Raw genomic sequence first — 22,630 nt, 5'->3', positions numbered from 1 at the left:
CGTGCAGAGGTGAAACTATGATAGAGACGAAAGCACAAGTAGAACAATGGATGGGAACCTTTACGGCAGTGAAGGAGCAGATCGGCAAGGTTATTGTGGGGCAGCAGGAGGTAGTCGAGCAAATCCTTTGGTGCATTTTTACTGGCGGACATGCGCTGCTGGAAGGAATCCCGGGACTCGGCAAAACGATGCTGGTCCGTACGATTGCGGATACGCTTGACCTGCAGTTTTCCCGTATTCAGTTTACGCCTGATTTAATGCCTGCGGATATTACTGGAACCAACATCATTCAATTCGGCACCAAGGGGGAGACCTCTTATCAATTCCAATCAGGCCCTATTTTTGGGAATCTGATTCTGGCCGATGAGATTAATCGTGCCACACCTAAGACACAGAGCGCCTTGCTTGAGGCAATGCAGGAGAAGACGGTGACAATAGGCACAACAACGCATCAGCTGCCACGTCCTTTTTTTGTGCTGGCAACGCAAAATTCGCTGGAGAACGAAGGCACTTACCCTTTGCCGGAAGCTCAGCTCGATCGTTTTTTATTGAAAATTAACGTTACCTTTCCAACAAGAGAAGAGCTTAAGGAGATTATTATCCGGACTACATCAGCTTACGAAACTACGGTTGAAACAGCTGCGAATGGAGCTCTATTAGAGGAAATACAGTGTGGCGCCAAGGATATTCTGGTAGCGGATGATGTGTTGGATTATGCTTTACAGCTGCTTATGATGACGCATCCGACTGAGAGCCAAGCACCGGATTCAGTTCGGAAATACGTCCGCTATGGTTCTGGCCCACGTGGTCTGCAATCCATTATCTCTGTCAGTAAAGTGCGCGCATTGAGCATGGGGAGGCTGCATGTTTCCATGAACGATATTCAAAAGGTTGCCGTACCGGCGCTGCGACACCGGATTTTCCTTAATTTTGAGGGTCAAGCCATGGGCGTGTCAACGGATACGCTTGTTCAAGATATTATTGCCTCCTTGGAGAGAAGCCGATGAACGAGTCGGGCCTGCTGTTGGATTCCAACCTGATGCTGCGTCTGGATGCCTTACAGCTTTCCACCAAGAATCGAGTTCGCGGTACGATGCAGGGCAAACGAAGGTCACGACAGCTCGGCTCCTCGCAGGAGTTCGCCGATTACCGCTTGTATACTCCGGGGGACGATACACGCCAGTTTGACTGGAACGTGTTTGGGCGCACGGGTAAGCCCTTTATTAAGCAGTTTATGGATGAGCAGGAGCTGCAGGTGAACCTATATATCGACTGTTCACAGTCGATGGATTTCGGAGAAGGTGCAGCAAATAAATTTCTATATGCTCGGCAGCTTGCCGCATGCATAGGATATATCGCACTTGCCGGCTATGACCGAGTTAGCACACGGCTGTTCAGCTACCAGATCGATCAGCAGCTGCCGATGCTGCGGGGCAAGGGGGCGATGCACCGACTTGTGCAGTTTTTGGAGCAGGCAGTTGTTGCATCCTCGGGTGATTTGGCTGCCGCTATGATGCAGCCTGCACAGCTACCTAGGCAGCCAGGTGTGACATGGCTGTTTTCCGATTTTTTATATGAATCAGGGGTAGAGGAGTCACTTTCCTATTTACTTGCCGCCCGTCAGGAGGTTGTAGTTGTGCAGGTGCTCTCCCCCAAGGAAATGCATCCGGACATAGCTGGTGATCTACGACTCATCGATAGTGAATCTCTATCGGGCAAGGAGGTCGCGGTTACCGGCCGAGTTATCAAAGCCTATCAAGAGGCAGTCGGACAGTACACGCGAGGACTGCAGCGCTTCTGTCATGAACGTAATATGACCTACGTCTTAACGGTAACGGATATGCCGCTTTTGGACACGGTTCAACGCGCTTTTCGGCAGAGCGGTGTGTTGTTATAGCGAAATTGGACATAAAAGTAAGAGGTGACAACCATGCAATTCCAGTCGCTCCTCAGCCTGTGGTTCGGGTTGACGCTGCCTGTGATCGTCCTCATGTATATTCTAAAACGCAAATATATCGACACCATCGTACCCAGCCATTTGTTATGGAACCGAGTGCTTCGTAATCTGGAGGCGAATACCCCATGGCAAAAGCTGCGCAACAATTTGCTGCTTCTTCTCCAGCTGCTGATAGCTGCTTTGTTGGTGCTGGCTTTGATGCAGCCTTTTGTATGGAGTTCGGGTGGGGCCAAAAATCATGTTGTGGTCGTACTCGATCGCTCTTTTAGCATGGAGACGTTAATCTCTGCCAAGGGCGAGAACGGACAAACAATTAGCAGACTGGAGCAGGCGAAGCAGGACATAGTTCAGCTTGTGAACAAGGACGCTTCCAGCAGTGCAATCACACTGATTGCGATGGGTGGGCAGCCGGATGTGCTGGTATCTCGTGAGATAAAAGGGGATGCCGTACAGGCTGCATTGAATGAAGTTACGCCTTATTACGGTAAAACGGCCTATAAAGAGACTATGTCTTTAGCGGCAGCGCTCACTCAGGATGATAAGGATTCAGAAATCCGGGTGTATACAGATGGTCAATGGACGGATTCGACAGCTGGACTGGCTTTTCGTGTTCCAGTAAAGGTGATACGTGCAGGCCAAGTGGGGGAAAGCACTGAAAATGTGCGTGTCGTTCAGTTCGGCGTCAAGCCATCCGGCACAATGGGGACGTCGGCTTCGACTTCAGCATCAGCAGCCACGAACGGTTCATCTGGTATAGCCGCCGCCGGATCGGCGAGTACAGCTGGCACATCAGGCACATCGGGTGCTACTGCGGCAACAGCGGGGACAGCGGGTGCTTCAGGAGCTGTGACAGTACCTAGCGGAGTATCGGGCACAAATACGCTCACAGAGCAGATCAACGCCGTAGCGGTATTGAAAAACGAAGGATCCAGCAAGCAGGAGTTCGATATTGAGCTTTATAGCGGGATCAGCCTAAGGGAAGTTCGTCGTGAAGCCTTGCAGCCGGGCGAGCAGAAAACCATCTACTTTGACAAGCTCCAATCAGCAGATTATTACAAGCTGACGGTCAACATTAAGGATGCGTTGGCTGCGGATAATCAGGCGTTTGCCTTTTTACCGGGAGATCGGACGAAAAAGGTGCTGCTTGTAACCGAAGGCAATGTTTTCTTGGAGAAGGCACTCCAGCTATCACACGCAGAAGTGACCAAGGTGCAGACAGGCGGAGGTGGGCTATTGACACCGCCACGCAGTGCGGTTGACCTGATCGTTCTGGATTCAGTGAAGGCAGAGGATATTTCTGGTAAATCGTGGCAGGAGCTGTTGGAGCAAAAGCCGGTTTGGTACATTCACACACCGGCACAAACGGCAGAAGTGAATGCGCCAGCAGCGGAATATCAGATTATTGATCATCCTGTAACACAGTACATCCGGCTGCAGGATACACACATTGCCAAGCTTCAGCATATGGAATCCGTATCTTGGGGTAAAGCTGTTATCTCACTAGGCTCACAGCCGATCGTCTACGCGGGATCGGATAAAGGACAGCCTAGGCTGCTGTTTGCTTTTGACCTGCATCAATCGGATCTGCCGCTGCGTTCGGAATTCCCTGTATTGGTGCAGAACGCCGTTGAATGGCTGGGCAGCCGCCAAGCCGTAAGCTTGGGCAGAGCTGTAGCCGGTGAGCGTATAGACATTCCGCTGTCCGGCAAGACGGCCTCAGCCGAGTGGCAGCCGCTTGATATCATAGGCAATCCGCTTCCGGCTATGACTGCCGAGAAGGCGGAAGGCGTCGTAGCTAGCAGTCAGACCGTGCCTAACCGTCCAGGATTGTATCAATTTGTGGAGCATGCGACTGTTGGTACAGGAGGAGAGGCTGCCGTCGGATCAGGGTCTGGCAGCGGCGGTGGCTCAGCGGATCGCAAGACTTATCTCGAGGTGACGGCTGATCCAAGGGAAACGGCTGTTGTGCCGCAGCAGGAGCTAGCTTTTACAACGCAGGGTTCCACAGCTGATGGAGGCACACAGCCTATCGGCGGGCCCGATGCTGTAAATGGTCAGTCCACGCAGTCATCATCGGATGGGGATGCAGCTAGTAACCAAGCCAAAGGTTCCGCTGCTAATAGCGGCCAATCACTTCACTCACTGGTCCGTTGGGCCGTGCTGCTGGTAACAATCCTGATGCTCGTGGAATGGGGGGTGTACCGGCGTGGGACTTCAATTTAAAGAGCCATGGTTTCTGCTGCTGTTGCTTCCGCTTATAGGATTTGCCGTATGGATGTGGCGAACCAAGCTGCAGCTGCTCGGCACACGCAAAGCGTTAGCTGTCGGCTTACGGACGACAATTTTGCTGCTGCTGATTTTATCGCTCAGTGGTATTCAATGGTTTGTCACTCTGGAGCAAAAAGCGGTCTACTATGTGGTTGATCGCTCCGACAGCATGCAGTCAAGCAAAGCTTATGAGCCGTGGCTGAAAGCATCTACCGATGCCAAAGCAAAGGATGACCAGGTTGGCGTCATTTCTACTGGGTTGGACGCAATTGTGGAACGCAGCCTGACTCCTCAAAGCTTAAATGAGTTCAGTTTTTCAGGTCAAATTAATAGGCAGTTCAGCAATTTGGCCCAAGGGCTGCAGCTGGCGGGCTCGATGATGCCTGAGCAGTCTACACCGCGGGTCGTGCTGCTGACAGATGGTAACGAGAATGTAGGAGACCTTCTGAGGCAGGGGAAGCTGCTGAAGGACAAAGGAATTCCGGTAGATATTTTGCCTCTGCCTAAATCTGTGAAAAAGGATGTTTCCATCGACAGCCTGAAGCTGCCTGATAAGCTCTACCAAGGCGAGAAATATACATTGGAAATTGCAATTGCCAGCACCTTTGCCGGGACGGGAGAGCTTCGGATCTATGAAGAGAATCAGGAAATATCCAAGCAGTCCGTCACGGTTGAGCGTGGGGATAATCGATTTGTTTTGACGAGTCTTGCGAAGGAAGCCGGATTTCACCGTTATCGTGCAGAGCTGTATTTTGCGGAGGATGAGCAGGCTGAGAACAATATAAGCTACGCTTTTAGCCGAGTAACGGGACCACCCAAAGTGCTTGTTGTGGAAGGTGTAACGGGCAGCTCCGGTAACATAGAGTCCGTCTTGAAGTCGAGCTTTATTGGCTACGAGGTTATTCCTCCAGAAATGCTTTCTCGAGAAATGGCCAATTATGCCGCCTATGACAGCATTATTCTAAACAACGTATCTGCCACACGCATTTCAGGACCACAAATGGATATGATTGAGACGGCTGTCAGCAGCTACGGGATAGGGCTAATGATGCTGGGCGGTGAAGACAGCTACGGCATGGGAGGTTATTTCAAAACACCGATTGAAAAAGCACTCCCCGTCTATATGGACTTACAGGGAAAAAGGGAGATCCCATCGCTTGGGCTGATTCTGGTGATTGACCGTTCCGGAAGTATGGGCGGCGGCAAGCTGGAGCTTGCGAAGGAAGCAGCAATGCGCACGGTGGAGCTAATGAGGGAGAAGGATAGCGTTGGTGTTGTCGCCTTCGATTCCACTCCGTGGTGGGTAGTTGAGCCGCAAAAGCTGACCGATCGCAAAAAGGTGCTGGAGCAAATCCAATCCATTCAACCGGCTGGGGGTACGGAAATTTTTACAGCGGTGGACGAAGCTTATCAACGGATGCTGAAGGTGGAGGCGCAGCGTAAGCATATTATTCTGCTGACAGACGGCCAGTCTGCGACGAATCAAAGCTATGAGCAGCTAACTGCGAATATGTTGAAAAATAACATGACCCTGTCTTCTGTTGCCGTAGGCGAAGGGTCGGATGTGCAGCTGCTGGAGTCCATTGCCAAGATGGCTAAAGGGCGGTTCTACTATACGAATGACCAATCGACCTTGCCAGCGATATTTAGTCGGGAGGCGGTCATGATGGCGCGGACCTATATCGTAGACCAGCCTTTTATTCCGGCTTTGGGACAGACCGTAGAATGGAAGGGATTGCTCGGGGACGGTGTTCCAAAGATCAATGCTTACGTGGCAGTGACCCCGAAGGAAACGGCAGAGGTCGCTCTTATGAGCCCTGAACCGGACCCGCTGCTTGCCAGATGGCAATACGGCTCGGGACGAAGCGTTGCTTGGACCAGTGATATTACTGGCAAATGGTCAGCGGATTGGATTGCCTGGGACCGGTTCTCTAACGTATTCAGTCAGATTATCAAGTGGACGTTTCCGCAGTTTCAAGCGTCTCCTTTTACACTTACTTCCCATTTGAACGGTAATGAGGCATCGCTTGACATCAAGAGCAGTCTGCCAGGCATTCAAGGGGATGTTCAGGCATCGATAACGGATGATACGCTGGGGAAGACTGAGCTTAATTTATCTCCGACAGCCCCTGGTGAATACGAATCAAAATTGGCTGTACAGAAGCCTGGTGTGTATTTAGCCAAAATTGATGTGAAGGATGCAACTGATAAGGAAAAAAGCTTAGGCAGCTTCACCACCGGATTCGTTATTCCGTATTCACCTGAGTACAAGATCAATCCGGTAGATCCGACAGGCAAGCTGAAGCAGCTGGCGGAGCTGACAGGCGGGAGACTGCTCTCCTTGGAACGACCGGAGGAGGTCTTCCAAGGAGAAGTGAAGCCTAAGCGGCAGTCGCATGATATGGCTATGCCGCTGCTAATTGTCGCGCTCCTGCTCTGGCTGCTCGACATCGCGGTGCGCCGGCTATCGATCCCTTGGGAGCGCGTGGCCGTCCTTTGGACGGCGCGCTCTGGCCGCCGGCTCCAGCCTGAGCCGGCGGCTGCCGCAGCCGGGATCGAGCGGCTGCGGCAGCGCAAGCGCCTGGCCGGGCTCGCTCGCCCGGCAGGAGCCGCAAGCAGCGACGGGGCGACGCTGCTCGAACGCGGCGCATCGGCCGAGGTCGCCGATGCAGCAGCCAGCGCCAGCGCGCCCGCAGGCGCTGGCGCAGTGCAGTCGTCGCCGCGAGCGGGCGACGGAGCACCGTCGATGCCGCCGAGTGCGGCATCGAATCGCGCGGCTGGCGGGCCGCAGCCGCAAGCGCCGGCGGCAAGCGAGCAGACGATGAACCGTCTGCTCGCCGCCAAAAACCGCAAGCGGCGGTAGGACGCTGTCCCGCCGCGCCTTCCCTTCCTTGCAGATTACTGTATAATGTCTTAGAGACAGTTTTTTTGCATAAAGGGTTAAGGTCGAGAAAGGAATGAGAGCATGAGTGAAATAACGATTACCGCTTTTAGTGTGGAACAGGTTAAGGATCCATTTAAAATTTTAACTGGGGAGCGATACGAGTTTATACTTGATATCGAGGTGCCTGAGGATGATGAGCTGTACTCCGAAAGCGGGTTGTATATAAGGGTCATTTACCGTGTAGAAGAAAGTTTGACTGGAATTCTAAGATATGAGATTTTCGAGAGAAATACGGCAAAATATCTGGATTTTGACTTGGAAGAGGATGAAGAAGCTCTACTAAGCGCATTTTGTAAAGAGAATTTGCCTGAGTAGTCAATATTCCCACAAAGAAGAGGTTCGCCGTAAAGATCGGTGAACCTCTATTTATTTTCTGCTTGATCGTTGATGAAATTTAACCAATGCCCACCCCAAAAACCTGCATCTATACAGCCTTTTAGCCGTTTTATCGCAGTCTTAGTGAATTCATGCAAATGTGCATCTCTTTTTCATTTTTAGCTGAGATTGCTCCATTTTGGATGAAAATGGCTGTGCTTTCGCAGTTATTTCCTCTCAAAAGCAAATTTCGGTAGAAAAACCTGCATGTTCTGCAGGATTTTGTGATGGCTGATGATAGGAGGAGGGTCAAGCTCTGATTTTTGAGGTGGATCCCTATAAGTTGAAGTAATCTAGGCAAGGCTACGAAATTTCGACTCTAATTGGCGTGCATTGGTAGCCGTTGCAGACGCTATCCTCACACGGACATGCGGAAATAGCTACAATAACATCCATTTCCGCTCTTAATTTAATGTAGTCGCCAGCATCGGACAAGGGGGCTTCTACTTGGATATCGCCTCGACCGTCAATTACCGTATTCATGAAGATGTTAAACGGGTAGTGCTGATCTGGCTGTGGGATCCCAAACTCGGATAGAACGCTATTTAAAATATGATAACAGCTTCGGTGATCAGGCTTGTTGTATAAAAACTCATACATTTCAGGGCGGCAAGCGGAATTAATGAAATCATGCTTACCAACGGTGTCTTCTAGCACAGTGAGCATCGGTGCATATAAATTAGAATAAAGAATGTCGCCCGGTTTGATATTCATAGTGCGCAGCGCATCCATGGTTACACTAGGATCCAATCGTTCTTTAGGATCATTTCCCCGATAAGCAACCAAATCAGCCACCTGCTGACCGTATACATCAATTACTTTAAGGATTTGTCCCTTTTCTAGCTTAAAGCTGCGCCCTTCCTTTGGAGGAATAAGCAAATCATAAGCTGTTTGTTGATGGGTCATGATGCCCCTCCTATTTACTAATCATCCTAATAGTTTAGGTTGGCTAACCCTATTTGAACTTATTCAGGCGGCCTGCCTTTGGTGAATAATTTAGCCGAAAATAATGAACTATATGGGAGTAGTAAAACATCAGAGGGGAATGATTAAGTCGAAATGCAGAATTCATATTCAAATCAATTTTCTACAGCCCAAATACCTTCCATGATGAATCATGGTGGCCATGAAATGTTTGATTCTCATGAAATATTATCAAGCTTCATTAGTTTGCTGGATCAATATGTTATGTTCGAGCAATTTATACAAGACCAGGAGTTGAAGGAGATCCTTTATCGCCAGCATCGGTTTATTACCGATTTATACAACATTACAGTGGATGCCTTCTCCACAGGGAGAGACCCGTCACATCCTACACAGTCCTATAAAATGAACCAAAGTAATCAAGTGATCTATGGCTTGCAGCAAACGGCACCTAAGAAACCGATGATGTCTATTCAAGAAATTAGTGGGCAGGGGATATCGGCTTATATGCTGGGGCTTATTAAATCAACAGCTTCTCTGCTTGCTATGACATCATTAGAAATTACGAATCCTGTGCTTCGACGCATGATGGCGGATAGTGTGCCTAATTTTATTGAAATGGGCTATGAGCTGTTTTTGTATCAAAATAAAAGACATTATTATCAGGTTCCTCAGCTTGCTCAACAGGATATGCAGCAGATGCGGAACAGTTATGCACCTTCGCCACAGCTCGTATAACTTAGAACGCTTCTTATACCTGAAGAACCTTACAAGAAAATTTGTAAGGTTCTTCAAGTATTTCGAGCCATTGGAAACAAGGAGGGAGAATCGTGAAAACACATCAAGGACATCTCCAATGGTGGCATTTATCGTTACTTGGTGTGGCGTGTACCGTTGGAACCGGCTTCTTCTTAGGTTCAAGTATTGCCTTACATAAAAGCGGCTTTGACGTGATGATCCTGTTTGTACTTGCAGCATTAGGCAGTTATTTTGTTTTTGAAGCTTTGGCTGCAATGACGGCAGAGCAGCCGGAGAAGGGTTCCTTTCGTACCTATGCCAAGCAAGCCTTTGGTCCGTGGGCTGGATTCAGCAGCGGCTGGCTTTACTGGTCTTCTGAAATGCTGATATCAGGCAGCTCGTTAACAGCGCTCTCCATTTTCTCGCAATTTTGGTTCCCTCAGGTTCCTCTCTGGATATTTACCTCCATCTATGCTGCACTTGGCCTTACCGTCGTCATTCTGGGAACCAAAGGCTTGGAGAAAACAGAGGATATCCTGTCCATTATCAAAATAGCAGCCATTGTCATGTTTATCTTCGTTGCCCTATCTATTTGGCTAGATTGGTTTGATTGGGGACGATCAAGAGTGAAACCTTCGATAAGTCTATATCATTTTTTATCACCTGGCTGGAGAGGGATGTGGACGGGCCTCATCTATGTATTTTTTGCTTTTGGAGGAATTGAAGTAATGGGGTTGATGGCAGCTGGGTTAAGTGAGCCTAAACAAGTGATGAAATCTGGAAAGCTGATGCTTGCTCTAGTAGCCTTTCTTTATATTACATCTATCGGATTGCTGCTTGTTCTTGTTCCTCTGGACCAGCTGCAACAAGAAGAAAGTCCATTTGTCTTGGGTTTGAGAAGCTTAGGCTTACCTGCCCTTGAGCACATGTTTAATGCGGTTCTGATTATAGCGGGGTTTTCTACAATGGTTGCTTCTCAATATGCCGTAACGCTAATGTTGGTTACACTTGCAGAGGATGGGGATGCCCCTAATTGCTTTTCCATCAAAATAGGGAAGCGACAAACCCCTTATCCGGCCTTGGGTTTAACTGTAATGGGATTGGTTATATCCATCCTATTAGTTGCGTGGTTACCTAAACATATATTCGAGCATATCGCAACTGCGGCAGGATTAGTGCTCTTGTATACCTGGTCCATTATATTACTCTCTGCTCCCAAAGTGGTGAAGCTATCCGTTAAAGGTAAAATAAAAAGCTTTATTGCGCTAGGGTTAATCGGTGCTGCTGTCTCGGGAACATGGCTGGAAGCGTCGAGTAGACCTGGATTTGGGGTCAGTCTGCTTCTCGTCGTGGTTATAGCTGCGGTGACCTGGTTTATGAGAGCCAAATGGAGGAGCTCGGTTTAGAAGTGTAAATTTTTAATAGCTTGCTTCATTCTTGAGAAGGGGCACTTGGAAGGGATGTGATCATCATCATGCAGGAAATATTGCTGCCACTCCAGGTTGTCCTTCTGACCATACCCTTTTAATGAAGGATGTGCGGGAATTCCATCGTATTTGGTCAAACGGCTTCGGATAGCCTTTTTTAATTTGAGACTGATAGATGTGGATTTATTAAGTTCCTCAAAGACCCATCGGGGCTGAAAAGCGAGCATAAAATAAGGGAAATGCCTGCTCTTGCGTATGGTATGGGCGGGTGTCGCACAAAAAGCGAAATAAGCGTTCCCATCAAAGCAGAATTCCCAAGAATGGTGGGAGGGATCAGCTGAAATCTCTTTTGGCCACTCTTTTTCATCGTACTGGCTTAACTGATTGAGCAGCGACCAGAATAATTCTTCGTAATTTTGAACCGAATAATCGTTCGATAAGGCAGAGGGTGTGTTGAAGAATACGACCAATGAAGCATATTTGCCTGTTTCTCTTGAGCATTGGCCATATTGCTTTAATAATGAGGCGAGAGCTTGGGGAGCGATGTGTGACCTAGGATCTCCGACAAAGCCGAATCGCAGATGATCGGATATGAAACCTTGTCTTCCGGGGATGCAGGGGTAGGTATTATGAGTATCGTTAATCATCGCTTTGAATTGCTGAAATGCATCCTGCTGCCAGTTCATGATCTCAGATAGATTCTTATCCAGCCAGCTTGTAGTGTACAGCTCAGACATGTGATAAATCCTCCTTCATCAGTACGTGATACTGTATGATTTGAAGGAGTACTAGGTGAATGTCCTTGTTTTAATATCAGGGTGCTTATATTTTGGGTTGGAAAACCTTACTGCTTCTAAATTTAAGGAATAATTTTCACCGTTTTCGAAATTTCCTGACATGGGGGAGCAGAATGATTCGCAATGAATGATGGGTAGGGGTAAAAGGGGTTATTTTCGTTCACGAAGTATTAACTAATTCTCAGTTGGCGGAACTGGGATACGCTATTTTGCAGTGCACATGTTATCACACAAGGGGAACGGAACTACGATCCTTTATTTGCTTGAAAATGGTGGATTTTAGCCGATTGGAGACGAAATAACGCATCGTAGTTCCGTTTAATTATATAATAAATGGTATTTTATGAAAATAAAGGAATGACGTTCCGTAAGAGTAAGCGAGCGGGAGCGATCTCTTAGAAAGTCCTGCACACGATCGATAAAAGGGTCAAATGATGGGTGATCCCATTGGAATCTTAAGCATAAGGCTCAGGTTTTTCCCCTACAAAAACAAGGACTTAAAAGCCTGATACCCAAAATAAAATCCAAAACCGATCAGGGATATCCCAGCTAATGCTGAGATAAGCTTGATGATTTGTTTGCTTCCATATCTATACAGGGTGCTTGCAATAGCGGCCATAATAATGTCCCATAGGAAGATTCCGGTAAATATACCTAAGCTATAGATGAATACATAACGCATGCCGTAGGACTCGACAGTTTGAGCAAGGATTGATCCGTAAATACCCAGCCAAAATAATATGTTGAGCGGATTGGATAGTGCCAGTAGAAAACCGGAGATAAAGGATTTACCGGCGGATTCGTCTTTAGCTGTGCGGGTGGTATGTCCTTTGCTGATTTGCAGCAAGCTTTCGACTCCTGTGTATACAAGAACAAAGAAACCAAAGGCCCAAAGGAACGTTTTCATGAAAGGTGTATGGAGAAAATGAGCGAGACCCAAATAAATTAGCAGCATATAGGCAACGTCCGCTACCATAGCGCCTACCCCTACGAGCCATGCGTGAAGAAAGCCATTTTTAATCCCTTTGTCGAGCTGTGCTGCGTTAACCGGCCCGATTGGAGCAGACAGGGATAAGCCAAGAATCATATACGATATAAAAACATTCATCCACTTCACCCTCCGGTGAGTACTTGTACAAGGTATTGTATTCAGTTAGACAGATGATTAGAATGCAAGGGTCACCGCCATAAGGAGTGTTTCGATTCAGGATCTATTGGCTAAGTAATAGCGTAAGACAATCCCGAGAGGAGGGTTTTATCCATGCCTTGGAAAAAGAACGATTACCCTAATTCCATGAAAAACCTTGTACAGACACAAAAGCAGAAGCTGTAGTCAAAGCCCAGGAATGGGCGTCTGACGCTAACAAAAGTGCAATTATTCATCGTAAAGACGGTACGGTAGGAACCTCACATAACTATTCATAAATTGAAAATCATAGTTTCCAATAGGAAAGAGAGATTCATCGGGAGCACAGCGAGTACCTAATGTTCATTAATAACCTGTAAAATAAATAGATCAAGGCTGGACTCCACATGGAATCCAGCCTTGATCTATTTACGCTCAGCAAAATCGTATTGTCGGCTGTTTCGCGGCTTCTGGGGATGCTCGTTTGGCGAGCTTTGGGTTTATTCGAGTACAAGAAAAAGGCTTGTCTTACGAACGAACATTCGCTATATTAAAATTGGTAAATAAATGTATTTCAACTACTTATAGTAAAGGGAGTATTAAACCATGCGGCTTGCTGTAATCTCGGATACTCATGGAAATGGTGTAGCTTTCGAAGCAGTGATTAATGATTTACGTCAACAAAGTCCGGATGCAGTAGTATTTCTGGGAGACTTAGTGATGCGTGGCCCTCAGCCGGTGGAATGTTTGGAATTATTGAACTCACTGGATCCCCTTACTTCTATTCGAGGCAACCATGATAATTATTTCTCACGATACTCGGATGCCGCCGATTGGATACCTAAGAATGATAAAGATGCAATGAATCTAAGACAGTTTATTTATAATAAGAAGCTCCTTTCTGCTGATGAACAACATTGGATAGGTCATTTGCCCACAGAGTATGTTTTTAAAATCGGAGATTTTCAAGCTGAGCTGTACCATGCCTCGCCTAATTCACTTGGAAAAATTACTTGGCCCGGAGCGACGGAGGAAGAGCTTGATCTATTACATAAAGAGGACGAAACCCAACTGGTGCTATTCGGTCATATCCATCATGCTTTTACGCGAAATGCCAAGGGAAGATTAATAGTAAACTGTGGAAGCGTGGGGCTTCCCTTCGATGGAGATAACCGTGCCAGCTACTCTATCATTGACATCCAAGGGAAGAACATATCTACGCAAATACGTAGAGTTTCTTATGATATCGAGAGAGTAATTCGGATAGCTAAAGACAGGTCTATGCCTGACATCGAACCTTTTGAAGAAGCTGTGAGAAAGGCCGTATTTACTTATTCTTTCAACAAATCGGCAGTTTAGGGCATTCGAGTATTGAGGGAAAGGAGGATTTAAATTTGGGAGCAGAAATACGCAGTGATTTGCCCGAAAACCATGGGCTTTCTTCGAGGCATTTATTACATTTTTTTGATCGGATAGAGGAACTGGGCCTGGAACTAAACAGTTTTATGCTATTGCAGGATGGTCAAGCCACAGCCCAGTTTTGGCGAAAGCCATACCGCAAGGATTGTCAGCAATTATTGTTTTCACTTAGTAAAAGCTTTACTTCGATAGCTGTAGGTATTGCTTGGGATAGTGGATATTTGGACCTGCAGGATAAAGTAATATCCTTTTTTTCCGATCAACTGCCGGATCACCCATCCTTACATTTAGCGCAAATGACCGTACACCACCTGTTATCCATGAATACCGGCCATAATGATAACATCTATAGTGCTGTGGCTAACGAGACGGACTGGGTAAAAGCATTTTTATCCTTAGAGGTACAGCATGAGCCTGGCAGTTACTATCGTTACAGTACTCATGCGACCTACATGTTATCTGCCATTATTGAAAAAGTAACGGGCGAAAGCTTGGTTGACTTTTTAATGCCGCGGTTGTTTGAGCCTCTGGGAATTCCAAAACCCTCGTGGGAAACCTGCCCAATGGGCATTACTGCGGGAGGAATGGGATTAAGCCTATCTACCGAAGGCATAGCCAAATTTGGCCAAATGCTTTTAGATAAAGGGGTGTACGAGGGTCGGAGAATTGTTTCGGAATCCTATATTGATTTAGCTACCCAAGAGCAAAGTGACAACCGCAGAGGTGAAAGCAGGATTGATACATCTCAAGGCTATGGATATCAATTTATTCTATGTCGTCGAGGGTGCTTTAGAGGGGATGGTTCTTTTGGACAATTGTGTTTTGTTGCACCGAATGAGCGTATAGTTATTGCCGCCACCGCAAGCTTTACAAGCATGAAGCAGCTCCAAACGCTTTTGGATTTAATCTATGAGCATATTATGGACCCAATAGACCCGGATCATCGCCCATCCCTTGATGACAATAGTGAATTACAACAGCGCCTTGCTAATATGACATGCCCTGTTCCGTTACCAGAGCCTACTCCTGACGACATACCGAATAGGGGGAGTGCATGTTATATTATGGACGAAAATCCATACCATCTCCAAGAGCTGAACCTGTTCATGAAGGAAGAACAATTGGAGGTTCAGCTTATTTATGAGAATAGGGATAATACAATGTTAGGGTTTGATTTTACGAAGCCTGTGTCTATTCAAGATGTTTTTACTAAAGACCTATCTCTTCACCAACAAGAGGCTGTTACCTACGCTGAATGGCAGGATAAAAACACGCTTAAGCTTACTTTGTTCTATATTGAGACTCCATACGTGGTTACCTACATTATTAAGTTCAGCAACCCCAGTATAGAGCTTCAATTTCGTATCAATGTGTCCCTTAACATAGAAGATTACACAATCACAGGAAAATTAAATAGCTATCGCTGACTCCTTAACCTTATATAAATCCTCCATTGACTCTAATAGTTTGGCCTGTAATCCAGCGGGATTCATCACTTGCTAAGAAAAGCACGGTTCCGGCTATATCATCCGTCTCACCCAAGCGGCCGAATGAATTCATGTTAATAATGCCTTGGATCTGAGCTGCTGTTTTGCCATTTGTAAATAATTCGGTCTGGATTGGCCCAGGAGCAATCGCATTGATCGTAATCCCCTTCGGTCCGAATTCTTTGGCAAGCTGCCGAGTAAATTGTTCAACAGCGCCCTTGGTACCAGCGTATAGGCTGTAAGCAGGAAACATGGAGCCGGTAACGGAGGTCGAGAAGTTGATGATTCGTCCATTTTTACTCATATGCTTGGCCGCTTGCTGGCAGGCAAAGTAAGTGCCTTTCACGTTAGTAGCAAATAAGCGATCATAATCTTCCTCTGTTACATCTTGGATGGGCTTAGTCATCAACAAGCCGGCGTTGTTTACGAGAATGTCGATTTGTCCGTAGGCTTCGATAGTTTTTTGAAATAGCATCGCCACTTCGGCAACACGGCTAATATCGGCTTGAATGGCTGTGGCTTCACCTCCATTTTTTTGGATGCTAGCTACGACCTCCTCTGCTTTGCCTGTATGATTTGCATAATTGACTACTACCTTTGCTCCATTTAAAGCGAATTGCTCAGCAATTTCCTGCCCGATTCCTCTGGAAGCCCCAGTAATAATAACTACTTTTCCATCCCATTTTTTTAACATGGCTACACACACTCCTTTGCATTTAATGTAAATCTTTCGCCAGTGATACACAAGAAGGCACTTTATTATCTGATAGTTACCTTTAAGTTAGAAATGAATAAGATGCGGATTTGCTATGGTACAATTGAAAAAAATGGAGGGGGATAAATCCATGGACTTAGATTTTTTAAGGACTCAGTCCGGATACAATGAAGAGGATATCGATTGTTATATCCATGTTTGGACAACGATTCAAGCGATTGGCGGCAAGTGGAAAATGCTCATCCTTTGGCATGTTAATGAAGGTGGAAGACGGTACAATGAGCTCCGCCGTTTAATTCCCGGCATTTCGCAAAAGGTGCTCACTCAGCATCTTAAGGAGCTGGAACAGGACGGCTTGATTAGTCGCAAAGTATTTCCGGAAATGCCGCCGCGGGTTGAATACCAAATGAGTCCGTATGGAAAAACTCTGGAGCCTATTTTTGAAATTATGTACGATTGGGGAGTTAACCATAGAGCACGGAATACGGATTGATGCATGATAGCTGAATGTATTATGCTGAGATCAAGGAAAGAATATTAGGATAAATAACCTCAAAATTTGATTTGGGGGTATTTGTCATTTCGTTTACCATAATGTGGTATTATCAAAATAGCCGATAAGAAGTTATGTGATATCGGGGAAATCATAGATAGGAAGTGTGCAAGATACAATTATTATTTATTTGCAGCAGGAATAAATGGAGAAGTTTAACGGCAGAGAAAATATTTGATAAACGTAATGGATATGATGTTAAGTCTGCTGGTACAGAAGAGAGCGCTAGAATCAGGGTCACAGAAGGGCATATTGGTTGGGCGGATCTCATTTTTGTAATGGAGAAGAAACATTTAAGAAGACTTAGGGATAAATTTAAGACAGAAATCATGAATAAAACAATAATTTGTTTAGATATCCCTGATGACTATCAATTTATGGATGATGAATTAATTGAAATCCTTGAATTGAGAGTATCCGAATATATTGAAATATAACAGCAACAATAAATCATGAAAGAAGTTAATGGCATTAAATTTTTGGGGGAGAAACTAATGAAATATCAAGCCGTTTTTATTGATAGAGATGGCACCATTGGTGGGACAGGACATTTTAAACACCCAAGAGACTTTAGTCCATATCCCTTCTCTGAGGAAGCAATTAGTAGGTTGAAGACCAGTGGACTAAGGATATTTGCATTTACTAATCAACATAGAATCTCTCGTGGCGAAGTAACAGAGGATGATTTTATTAAGGAATTTAATAGACTTGGATTTGAAAAAGCCTATATATGTCCTCATGAACCCGAACATCAATGTAATTGTCATAAGCCTGCACCTGGGATGCTAATTCAAGCTTCAAGAGAGTTTAATTTAGATTTATCCAAATGCATTGTTATTGGTGATGTAGGTTCAACGGATATCTTAGCCGCATCAGCGGTCGGAGCAACCAAAATATTAGTGAGAACAGGTTGGGGAGAAGAATCTTTAGGGAAATACAGAAGTAAATGGGCCGAAACAGAGCCTGATTATATAGCTGATAATTTATTAGATGCGGTAATTTGGATATTGGATAATGGCGAATAATGGAGTAATCCAAGGGAGTTCTATCCAATAGGAAGGGATGAATAAACATTAATATCAGAAAAGCAATCCCTAAAGAAGCAGAAAACTTAAGCCAACTTGCCTTCGAGTCTAAGTCCTATTGGAAGTATGATACCGAATACCTTGAGGCAGCAAGAGAACACTTGAAGGTATCGGAACAAGATATACAACGAGATTCTATTTTTATATTTGAGGAAGATGATAGTATTAAAGGGTTTTATCATTTTAGAGCAGTTGGGGAAGAAGCAGAGCTAGTATGGCTGTTTATAAAGCCTGCAAGCATAGGAAAAGGAATAGGCAAATCACTATGGCAGCATCTCATGAACACTATTAAAGGTATGCATATTCAGGAATTCATTATTAAAAGCGATCCCCATGCAGAAGAATTTTACTTGCGATTAGGTGCTAAAAGAATAGGACTGGCGAAATCGACAGTGAATGAACACTTACAATTACCCTTATTAAAGTACAAGATCGAATAAAGCTTTTCAGGCTGCCGCCCTTTGGGCAGAAAGGATATAGACATGACCCTATTCGGTATAATCGCCGCCATAGTAGCCGCTATTTTAATATCGATTTTTCTTGGACCGTATGGAATATTGGTGCTTATCGCAGTCATTTTTGGACTCGTTTTAAGTACACATATAAGAAACAAAGAAATTCACTCCGATTTACAGAGGATCAAGGAGAAGCTAGGGATTGAAGATAAGGATGATTTTAATATGATTAATGATGAGATTGAAGAGGAATTGGAAAAAGAGCAGTTAATGGATAAAGATCATACCGAATCGACAGAATTGAATAAACAGATTGAGAAGGAATTAGAAGAATATATGGAAGCAGAAGACAAGAATAACAAGAAGAAATAATTGTAGATCTCGTCTGAAACCGAATCCTCCTCCTGCACAAAAACCTTTCAAGGCAAACTTGGAAGGCTTCTTTCCGTTGATTACCGATTATGGTGCGAGCTAGAGCATTGAATACCACTAAACCGTTTTCTGGAATTTTTACCAGATATATTGGACACTTTAATGAAACTACATATCTACAGAAATGAGAGGGATTCTATGGAAACCAAACTGAACAACAGGAAGATTATATTGCTGTCCCGTCCTGAAGGCATGCCAACTGAACAAAATTTCGAATTTAGAGAAGCCCCTGTTCCTGATCTGCAAGAAGGGCAGGTTCTCGTTCGATCGATTTATTTGTCCGTAGATCCTTACATGCGTGGCAGAATGAGCGAGAGCAAGTCCTATATCGAACCGTACCGTTTGGGTGAAGCAATCGTTGGCGGAGTCGTTGGTGAGGTCGTTCAATCCCAATCCAGCCTATTTAACGTTGGGGATAAGGTCATCGGAATCCTCGGGTGGCAAATCTATAATGTTGTTGAAGCAGCGGCTCTGCGCAAGGTCGACGATACAATCGCACCGTTGTCCGCTTATCTTAGCGTTCTTGGTTTAACGGGGCTCACGGCATACTTCGGATTGCTCGATATTGGTCGTCCCCTAGAGGGAGAAACAGTTGTTGTTTCTGGTGCGGCAGGCGCGGTCGGTATGATTGTGGGCCAGATTGCCAAAATTAAAGGGGCATATGTGGTGGGGATTGCGGGTTCAGATGAGAAAACGCAATTTCTGGAGAAGGAGCTCCATTTTGACGCGACCCTTAATTATAAAACGGTTGATAATTTGAGTCAGGCGCTTGAACAGGTATGTCCGAATGGGGTCGATGTTTATTTTGATAATGTTGGCGGATCTATCTCAGATGCCGTCATGAATTTGTTGAATAATCACGCGCGTATTGCTTTATGCGGGGCAATTTCGTCATATAACAGCACGGATGGCGATATCGGTCCCAGGATTCAAACGAAACTAATCAAAACCCGTTCCTTGATAAAAGGATTTGTTCTTGGCGATTACGCGGATCGTTCCAGTGAAGGTATACAGGAGCTTGGAAAATGGTTGGCTGAAGGCAAATTGAAATATGAAGAAACGATTATTGAAGGTTTTGATCAGGTTCCTCATGCGTTTTTGCAATTGTTCAAGGGCGCGAATTTAGGGAAAATGCTTGTGAAAGTGAACGAGCCCCAGTAAAGCGATTAAGAGCTTGGAGTCCCAGGGTCAGAAAAAACTTTAGTGCATCCCACCCCTATCTCCCCCTCTTCCAACTTGGTAATTAATGTAAAAAACAAACTTTGCTTGATATTCAAGTGAAATACTATTCAATTACCCCCTACTTCTAACCCCCCTCCCCCCCCGTTTGGGGGATTTATTTTTGTTTAAAAGTATTATAGTGTTACCTTATACCTAAAATTTTGTTGAAAAATGGTGGTAATTATATGTAGTTATAGGTCGAAATGATTAAAAATATGTAACAATGATACTATTAATTAGATAATAAGGCCTAATTTGTCGTTGATTTAAAGGGCAAGTGGAAGAAATGGAGGTAGCAAAGCTACTATGCTCGGATTATTACGTGATTACTATCACAAAGCCTCTGTGGATCGCAATTTATCTAAATATAAGCCGCTTATTGCTAGAATTAATCTTTTACATAAAGGGTTTGAAAATAATTCGAACGATGAACTTTTCATGCATACCCAAACAATGAAACAACATATATCCAACGGTAAATCCCTTTCCGACCAATTGCCAGAGGCTTATGCCCTAGTGAAGGAAGCCTTCTTCCGAGTATTTGGATATAGGATTCATGATGCTCAGTTAATGGGGGCGATTGTTCTACACGAAGGAAATATTGCAGAAATGAAAACGGGGGAAGGTAAAACGGCTGTTGCTGTTTTTGCCGCCTATTTAAATGCTTTGTCAGGTGAAGGGGTACATATAGTTACAGTCAATCCTTATTTGGCGGAGCGGGACAGCACGGAGATGGGGGAGATTTTTCGTTTTCTGGGTCTCACTGTCGGCTGTATCGAAAGCAATATGTCCATTTCTCAAAAACAAGCCCAATATCAGTGCGATGTCACCTATGCGACTCACTATGAGCTTGGTTTTGACTATTTGCGCGATCATATGGTGTATGACATCTCTAATCGTGTCCAGCGCAAGCTCAACTATGTCATCCTCGATGAAGTGGACAGCATTTTGATCGATGAGGCGCGTACACCGTTGTTAATTTCCGAAGAGCCTGGCAAGGGTACTGAGTATTTTTATTACATAGATAACATTGTTAAGGCCTTGACCAGCGAAGATTATGAGATTTTTGAACAAACCAAACAAATCATGCTTACAGAGAAGGGGGTTGATAGATGCGAAATGGCATTGAGCCTCACCAACTTGATGCATATAGACAATGCAGATCTTTATAATAAAATTTTGCAGTCGCTTCGAGCCCATTTTATTTTAAAGAAAGATGTTGACTATGTCCTTGTAACGAATGAACAGGCGAAGACAGAGGCTGTCATTGTTGATCAAAATACAGGTAGACTGTTGTTTGGACGACGTTTTGTTGAAGGCCTGCATCAAGCTATCGAAGCCAAGGAACGTATTATAGTGATGGGACAGCCAGCAACTTTATCAACCATTACCTTACAAAACTACTTTCGAATGTACGGTAAGCTTAGTGGTATGACCGGCACTGCGACCGAGGTTAAAGATGAATTTATCAAAACCTACGGCACTGATGTCATAGCTATCCCGACGAATAAGCCGATTAATCGTATCGATCATCCGGATCTCTTATTCATTACCGAAGAAGAGAAATTTATAAGAATCGTAGAAGAAATTATCAGTGTAAACGAAAGAGGGCAGCCCATATTGGTAGGCACCGCTTCGATTCAGAAGTCGGAACTGCTGAGTGCAATGCTGCTGGAACAAAACATACCTCACAAGGTATTAAATGCCAAGAACTACAAGGAAGAAGCAGATGTAATTCGGCTAGCGGGACAGCGTGGGTCCGTGACGATCTCGACTAACATGGCGGGTCGTGGTGTGGATATCAGGCTTGGAGAGGGAGTAGAGGAGCTAGGCGGTCTTATGGTCATAGGGACAATAAGACATGACTCACTAAGAATCGACAATCAATTGCGAGGTAGAAGTGGCAGACAGGGCGATTGTGGCAGCTCACGCTTTTTCATTTGCTTCGAAGATGAATTGTTAATGAATTATTACCCCGACCATCTAATGGATGAACTCTTGAATAATAATTGCAGTGATTTTGCACTCATCAACAATCCCCGCTATGCTCGCGGTATTCGGGATGCCCAAGCGCATGTTGAAGGCGAGCTGCAAACGATTAGGGAACGTGTAATGGGTTATGATCAAGTTCTCGATCTGCAGCGAAGAATTATCTACACTATGAGAAATGAAATGCTGGAAATGGATGATTTGACTTCCAAGGTTCAAACCCTGATCCAGAAAACCATTCAACAAAAGGTTGCGGAGTTCTGCCAAGGGTCACTCCCGGAGGATTGGGATATGATCGGATTAACGATAAGTCTAGGTAGCGTGTTCCCTTATAAGAGACCCCTTCGGTTGGATCGATTGCACGAATTGGAGCAGGGCGAACTGATCGGTATGTTCACTCAGCAGCTTATGGAATATTACAAGGATAAAGAAGTAGCTTTTGAAGGAAATGCAATTGAACTGAAGCGGCAAGCCTTCATTTATTCTATTGATATGAATTGGATGCATTATTTAGAGGCTGTTGAGGAGGTCAAGAATGGAATTGAATTAAGGAATTATGCGCAGCTTGATCCTATTGTGGAGTTTGAGAGGGAAACCTTTCAAATGTTTAACAAATTCATAAGCTCCATTGAGCAAGAAACGCTGAGAATCATTTGGAATAGTATGGATTAAACTGGTTTGCCCAATAGATTACTCATTATTTTTAGGAGGAACTAAC

At 45.1% G+C, this 22,630-nt stretch carries 20 protein-coding genes and 1 pseudogene; 17 read left to right on the top strand and 4 right to left on the bottom strand.

Annotated elements, in window-relative coordinates:
* Positions 1 to 17 precede the first annotated feature (17 nt).
* From GC093_RS26450 to GC093_RS26430, 5 genes are all read left to right on the top strand, one after another.
* Positions 18 to 1,007, top strand: a complete 990-nt coding sequence (locus GC093_RS26450; protein WP_171654918.1) for an AAA family ATPase — start codon at positions 18 to 20, stop codon at positions 1,005 to 1,007.
* Positions 1,004 to 1,897 carry a DUF58 domain-containing protein gene (locus GC093_RS26445; RefSeq protein ID WP_171654917.1) on the top strand — a complete coding sequence of 298 codons (894 nt, stop codon included), beginning with the start codon at positions 1,004 to 1,006 and terminating at the stop codon, positions 1,895 to 1,897. The genes GC093_RS26450 and GC093_RS26445 overlap by 4 nt, the downstream gene beginning before the upstream one ends.
* A gap of 33 nt (positions 1,898 to 1,930) precedes the next feature.
* The gene (locus GC093_RS26440; protein WP_171654916.1) at positions 1,931 to 4,180 is read left to right on the top strand and encodes a vWA domain-containing protein; all 2,250 of its coding nucleotides are present in this window, start codon (positions 1,931 to 1,933) and stop codon (positions 4,178 to 4,180) included.
* Positions 4,164 to 7,088 carry a VWA domain-containing protein gene (locus GC093_RS26435; RefSeq protein ID WP_171654915.1) on the top strand — a complete coding sequence of 975 codons (2,925 nt, stop codon included), beginning with the start codon at positions 4,164 to 4,166 and terminating at the stop codon, positions 7,086 to 7,088. Before GC093_RS26440 ends, GC093_RS26435 begins: the two co-directional genes overlap by 17 nt.
* 102 nt (positions 7,089 to 7,190) lie before the next feature.
* The gene (locus GC093_RS26430; protein ID WP_171654914.1) at positions 7,191 to 7,484 is read left to right on the top strand and encodes a DUF6509 family protein; all 294 of its coding nucleotides are present in this window, start codon (positions 7,191 to 7,193) and stop codon (positions 7,482 to 7,484) included.
* Between the two features lie 363 nt (positions 7,485 to 7,847).
* On the opposite strand, the gene GC093_RS26425 is transcribed toward GC093_RS26430, so the two are convergent.
* Positions 7,848 to 8,450, bottom strand: coding sequence for a DUF1989 domain-containing protein (locus GC093_RS26425; protein ID WP_171654913.1), 603 nt, complete (start codon positions 8,448 to 8,450; stop codon positions 7,848 to 7,850).
* Between the two features lie 153 nt (positions 8,451 to 8,603).
* Between GC093_RS26425 and GC093_RS26420 the strand changes: the two genes are divergently transcribed.
* Complete coding sequence (locus tag GC093_RS26420) at positions 8,604 to 9,206, top strand: spore coat protein (RefSeq protein ID WP_171654912.1); 603 nt, start codon at positions 8,604 to 8,606, stop codon at positions 9,204 to 9,206.
* Between the two features lie 92 nt (positions 9,207 to 9,298).
* Positions 9,299 to 10,612, top strand: a complete 1,314-nt coding sequence (locus GC093_RS26415; protein WP_312886616.1) for an amino acid permease — start codon at positions 9,299 to 9,301, stop codon at positions 10,610 to 10,612.
* Here the strand turns inward: GC093_RS26415 and GC093_RS26410 are convergent.
* Entirely contained in the window at positions 10,609 to 11,370 is a 762-nt protein-coding gene (locus tag GC093_RS26410) for a YqcI/YcgG family protein (protein WP_171654911.1), read from the bottom strand. The two genes, GC093_RS26415 and GC093_RS26410, sit on opposite strands and share 4 nt — an antisense overlap.
* A gap of 541 nt (positions 11,371 to 11,911) precedes the next feature.
* Positions 11,912 to 12,538: a LysE family transporter gene (locus GC093_RS26405; RefSeq protein ID WP_171654910.1), complete on the bottom strand. Its 627-nt coding sequence runs from the start codon at positions 12,536 to 12,538 to the stop codon at positions 11,912 to 11,914.
* 212 nt (positions 12,539 to 12,750) lie between these two features.
* Here GC093_RS26405 and GC093_RS36490 point away from each other — a divergent pair.
* The 3 genes and pseudogenes from GC093_RS36490 to GC093_RS26390 all read left to right on the top strand — a co-directional run.
* Positions 12,751 to 12,855: pseudogene (locus GC093_RS36490) on the top strand (DUF2188 domain-containing protein); the annotation flags it as partial.
* Positions 12,856 to 13,162: 307 nt separating this feature from the next.
* Entirely contained in the window at positions 13,163 to 13,915 is a 753-nt protein-coding gene (locus GC093_RS26395; protein ID WP_171654909.1) for a metallophosphoesterase family protein, read from the top strand.
* A gap of 35 nt (positions 13,916 to 13,950) precedes the next feature.
* A complete protein-coding gene (locus tag GC093_RS26390) occupies positions 13,951 to 15,402 on the top strand; it encodes a serine hydrolase domain-containing protein (RefSeq protein WP_246315375.1) in 1,452 nt (483 codons plus the stop codon).
* 10 nt (positions 15,403 to 15,412) lie between these two features.
* Here GC093_RS26390 and GC093_RS26385 read toward each other — a convergent pair whose 3' ends face one another.
* On the bottom strand, positions 15,413 to 16,156 hold the full coding sequence (locus tag GC093_RS26385; RefSeq protein ID WP_171654908.1) for an SDR family oxidoreductase: 744 nt from the start codon (positions 16,154 to 16,156) through the stop codon (positions 15,413 to 15,415).
* Positions 16,157 to 16,307: 151 nt separating this feature from the next.
* On the opposite strand from GC093_RS26385, the gene GC093_RS26380 reads away from it, so the two are divergent.
* The 7 genes from GC093_RS26380 to secA all read left to right on the top strand — a co-directional run bounded on the left by GC093_RS26380 (position 16,308) and on the right by secA (position 22,584).
* Positions 16,308 to 16,670, top strand: coding sequence for a winged helix-turn-helix transcriptional regulator (locus GC093_RS26380; RefSeq protein ID WP_171654907.1), 363 nt, complete (start codon positions 16,308 to 16,310; stop codon positions 16,668 to 16,670).
* 173 nt (positions 16,671 to 16,843) lie between these two features.
* On the top strand, positions 16,844 to 17,167 hold the full coding sequence (locus GC093_RS26375) for a low molecular weight protein tyrosine phosphatase family protein (RefSeq protein WP_171654976.1): 324 nt from the start codon (positions 16,844 to 16,846) through the stop codon (positions 17,165 to 17,167).
* 15 nt (positions 17,168 to 17,182) lie between these two features.
* A complete protein-coding gene (locus tag GC093_RS26370; RefSeq protein WP_246315373.1) occupies positions 17,183 to 17,755 on the top strand; it encodes an HAD-IIIA family hydrolase in 573 nt (190 codons plus the stop codon).
* Positions 17,756 to 17,796: 41 nt separating this feature from the next.
* Positions 17,797 to 18,255, top strand: coding sequence for a GNAT family N-acetyltransferase (locus tag GC093_RS26365; protein WP_376768683.1), 459 nt, complete (start codon positions 17,797 to 17,799; stop codon positions 18,253 to 18,255).
* 21 nt (positions 18,256 to 18,276) lie between these two features.
* Positions 18,277 to 18,642 carry a hypothetical protein gene (locus tag GC093_RS26360; protein ID WP_171654904.1) on the top strand — a complete coding sequence of 122 codons (366 nt, stop codon included), beginning with the start codon at positions 18,277 to 18,279 and terminating at the stop codon, positions 18,640 to 18,642.
* A 198-nt stretch (positions 18,643 to 18,840) separates the two neighbouring features.
* On the top strand, positions 18,841 to 19,863 hold the full coding sequence (locus GC093_RS26355; protein ID WP_171654903.1) for an NADP-dependent oxidoreductase: 1,023 nt from the start codon (positions 18,841 to 18,843) through the stop codon (positions 19,861 to 19,863).
* A gap of 366 nt (positions 19,864 to 20,229) precedes the next feature.
* Positions 20,230 to 22,584, top strand: coding sequence for a preprotein translocase subunit SecA (gene secA, locus GC093_RS26350; protein ID WP_171654902.1), 2,355 nt, complete (start codon positions 20,230 to 20,232; stop codon positions 22,582 to 22,584).
* Positions 22,585 to 22,630 lie beyond the last annotated feature (46 nt).

The sequence above is a fragment of the Paenibacillus foliorum genome, assembly GCF_013141765.1.
GTDB lineage: Bacteria > Bacillota > Bacilli > Paenibacillales > NBRC-103111 > Paenibacillus_S > Paenibacillus_S foliorum.
Note: the sequence above shows the minus strand (reverse complement) of the source record. Positions and strands in the feature narration are given on the sequence as shown.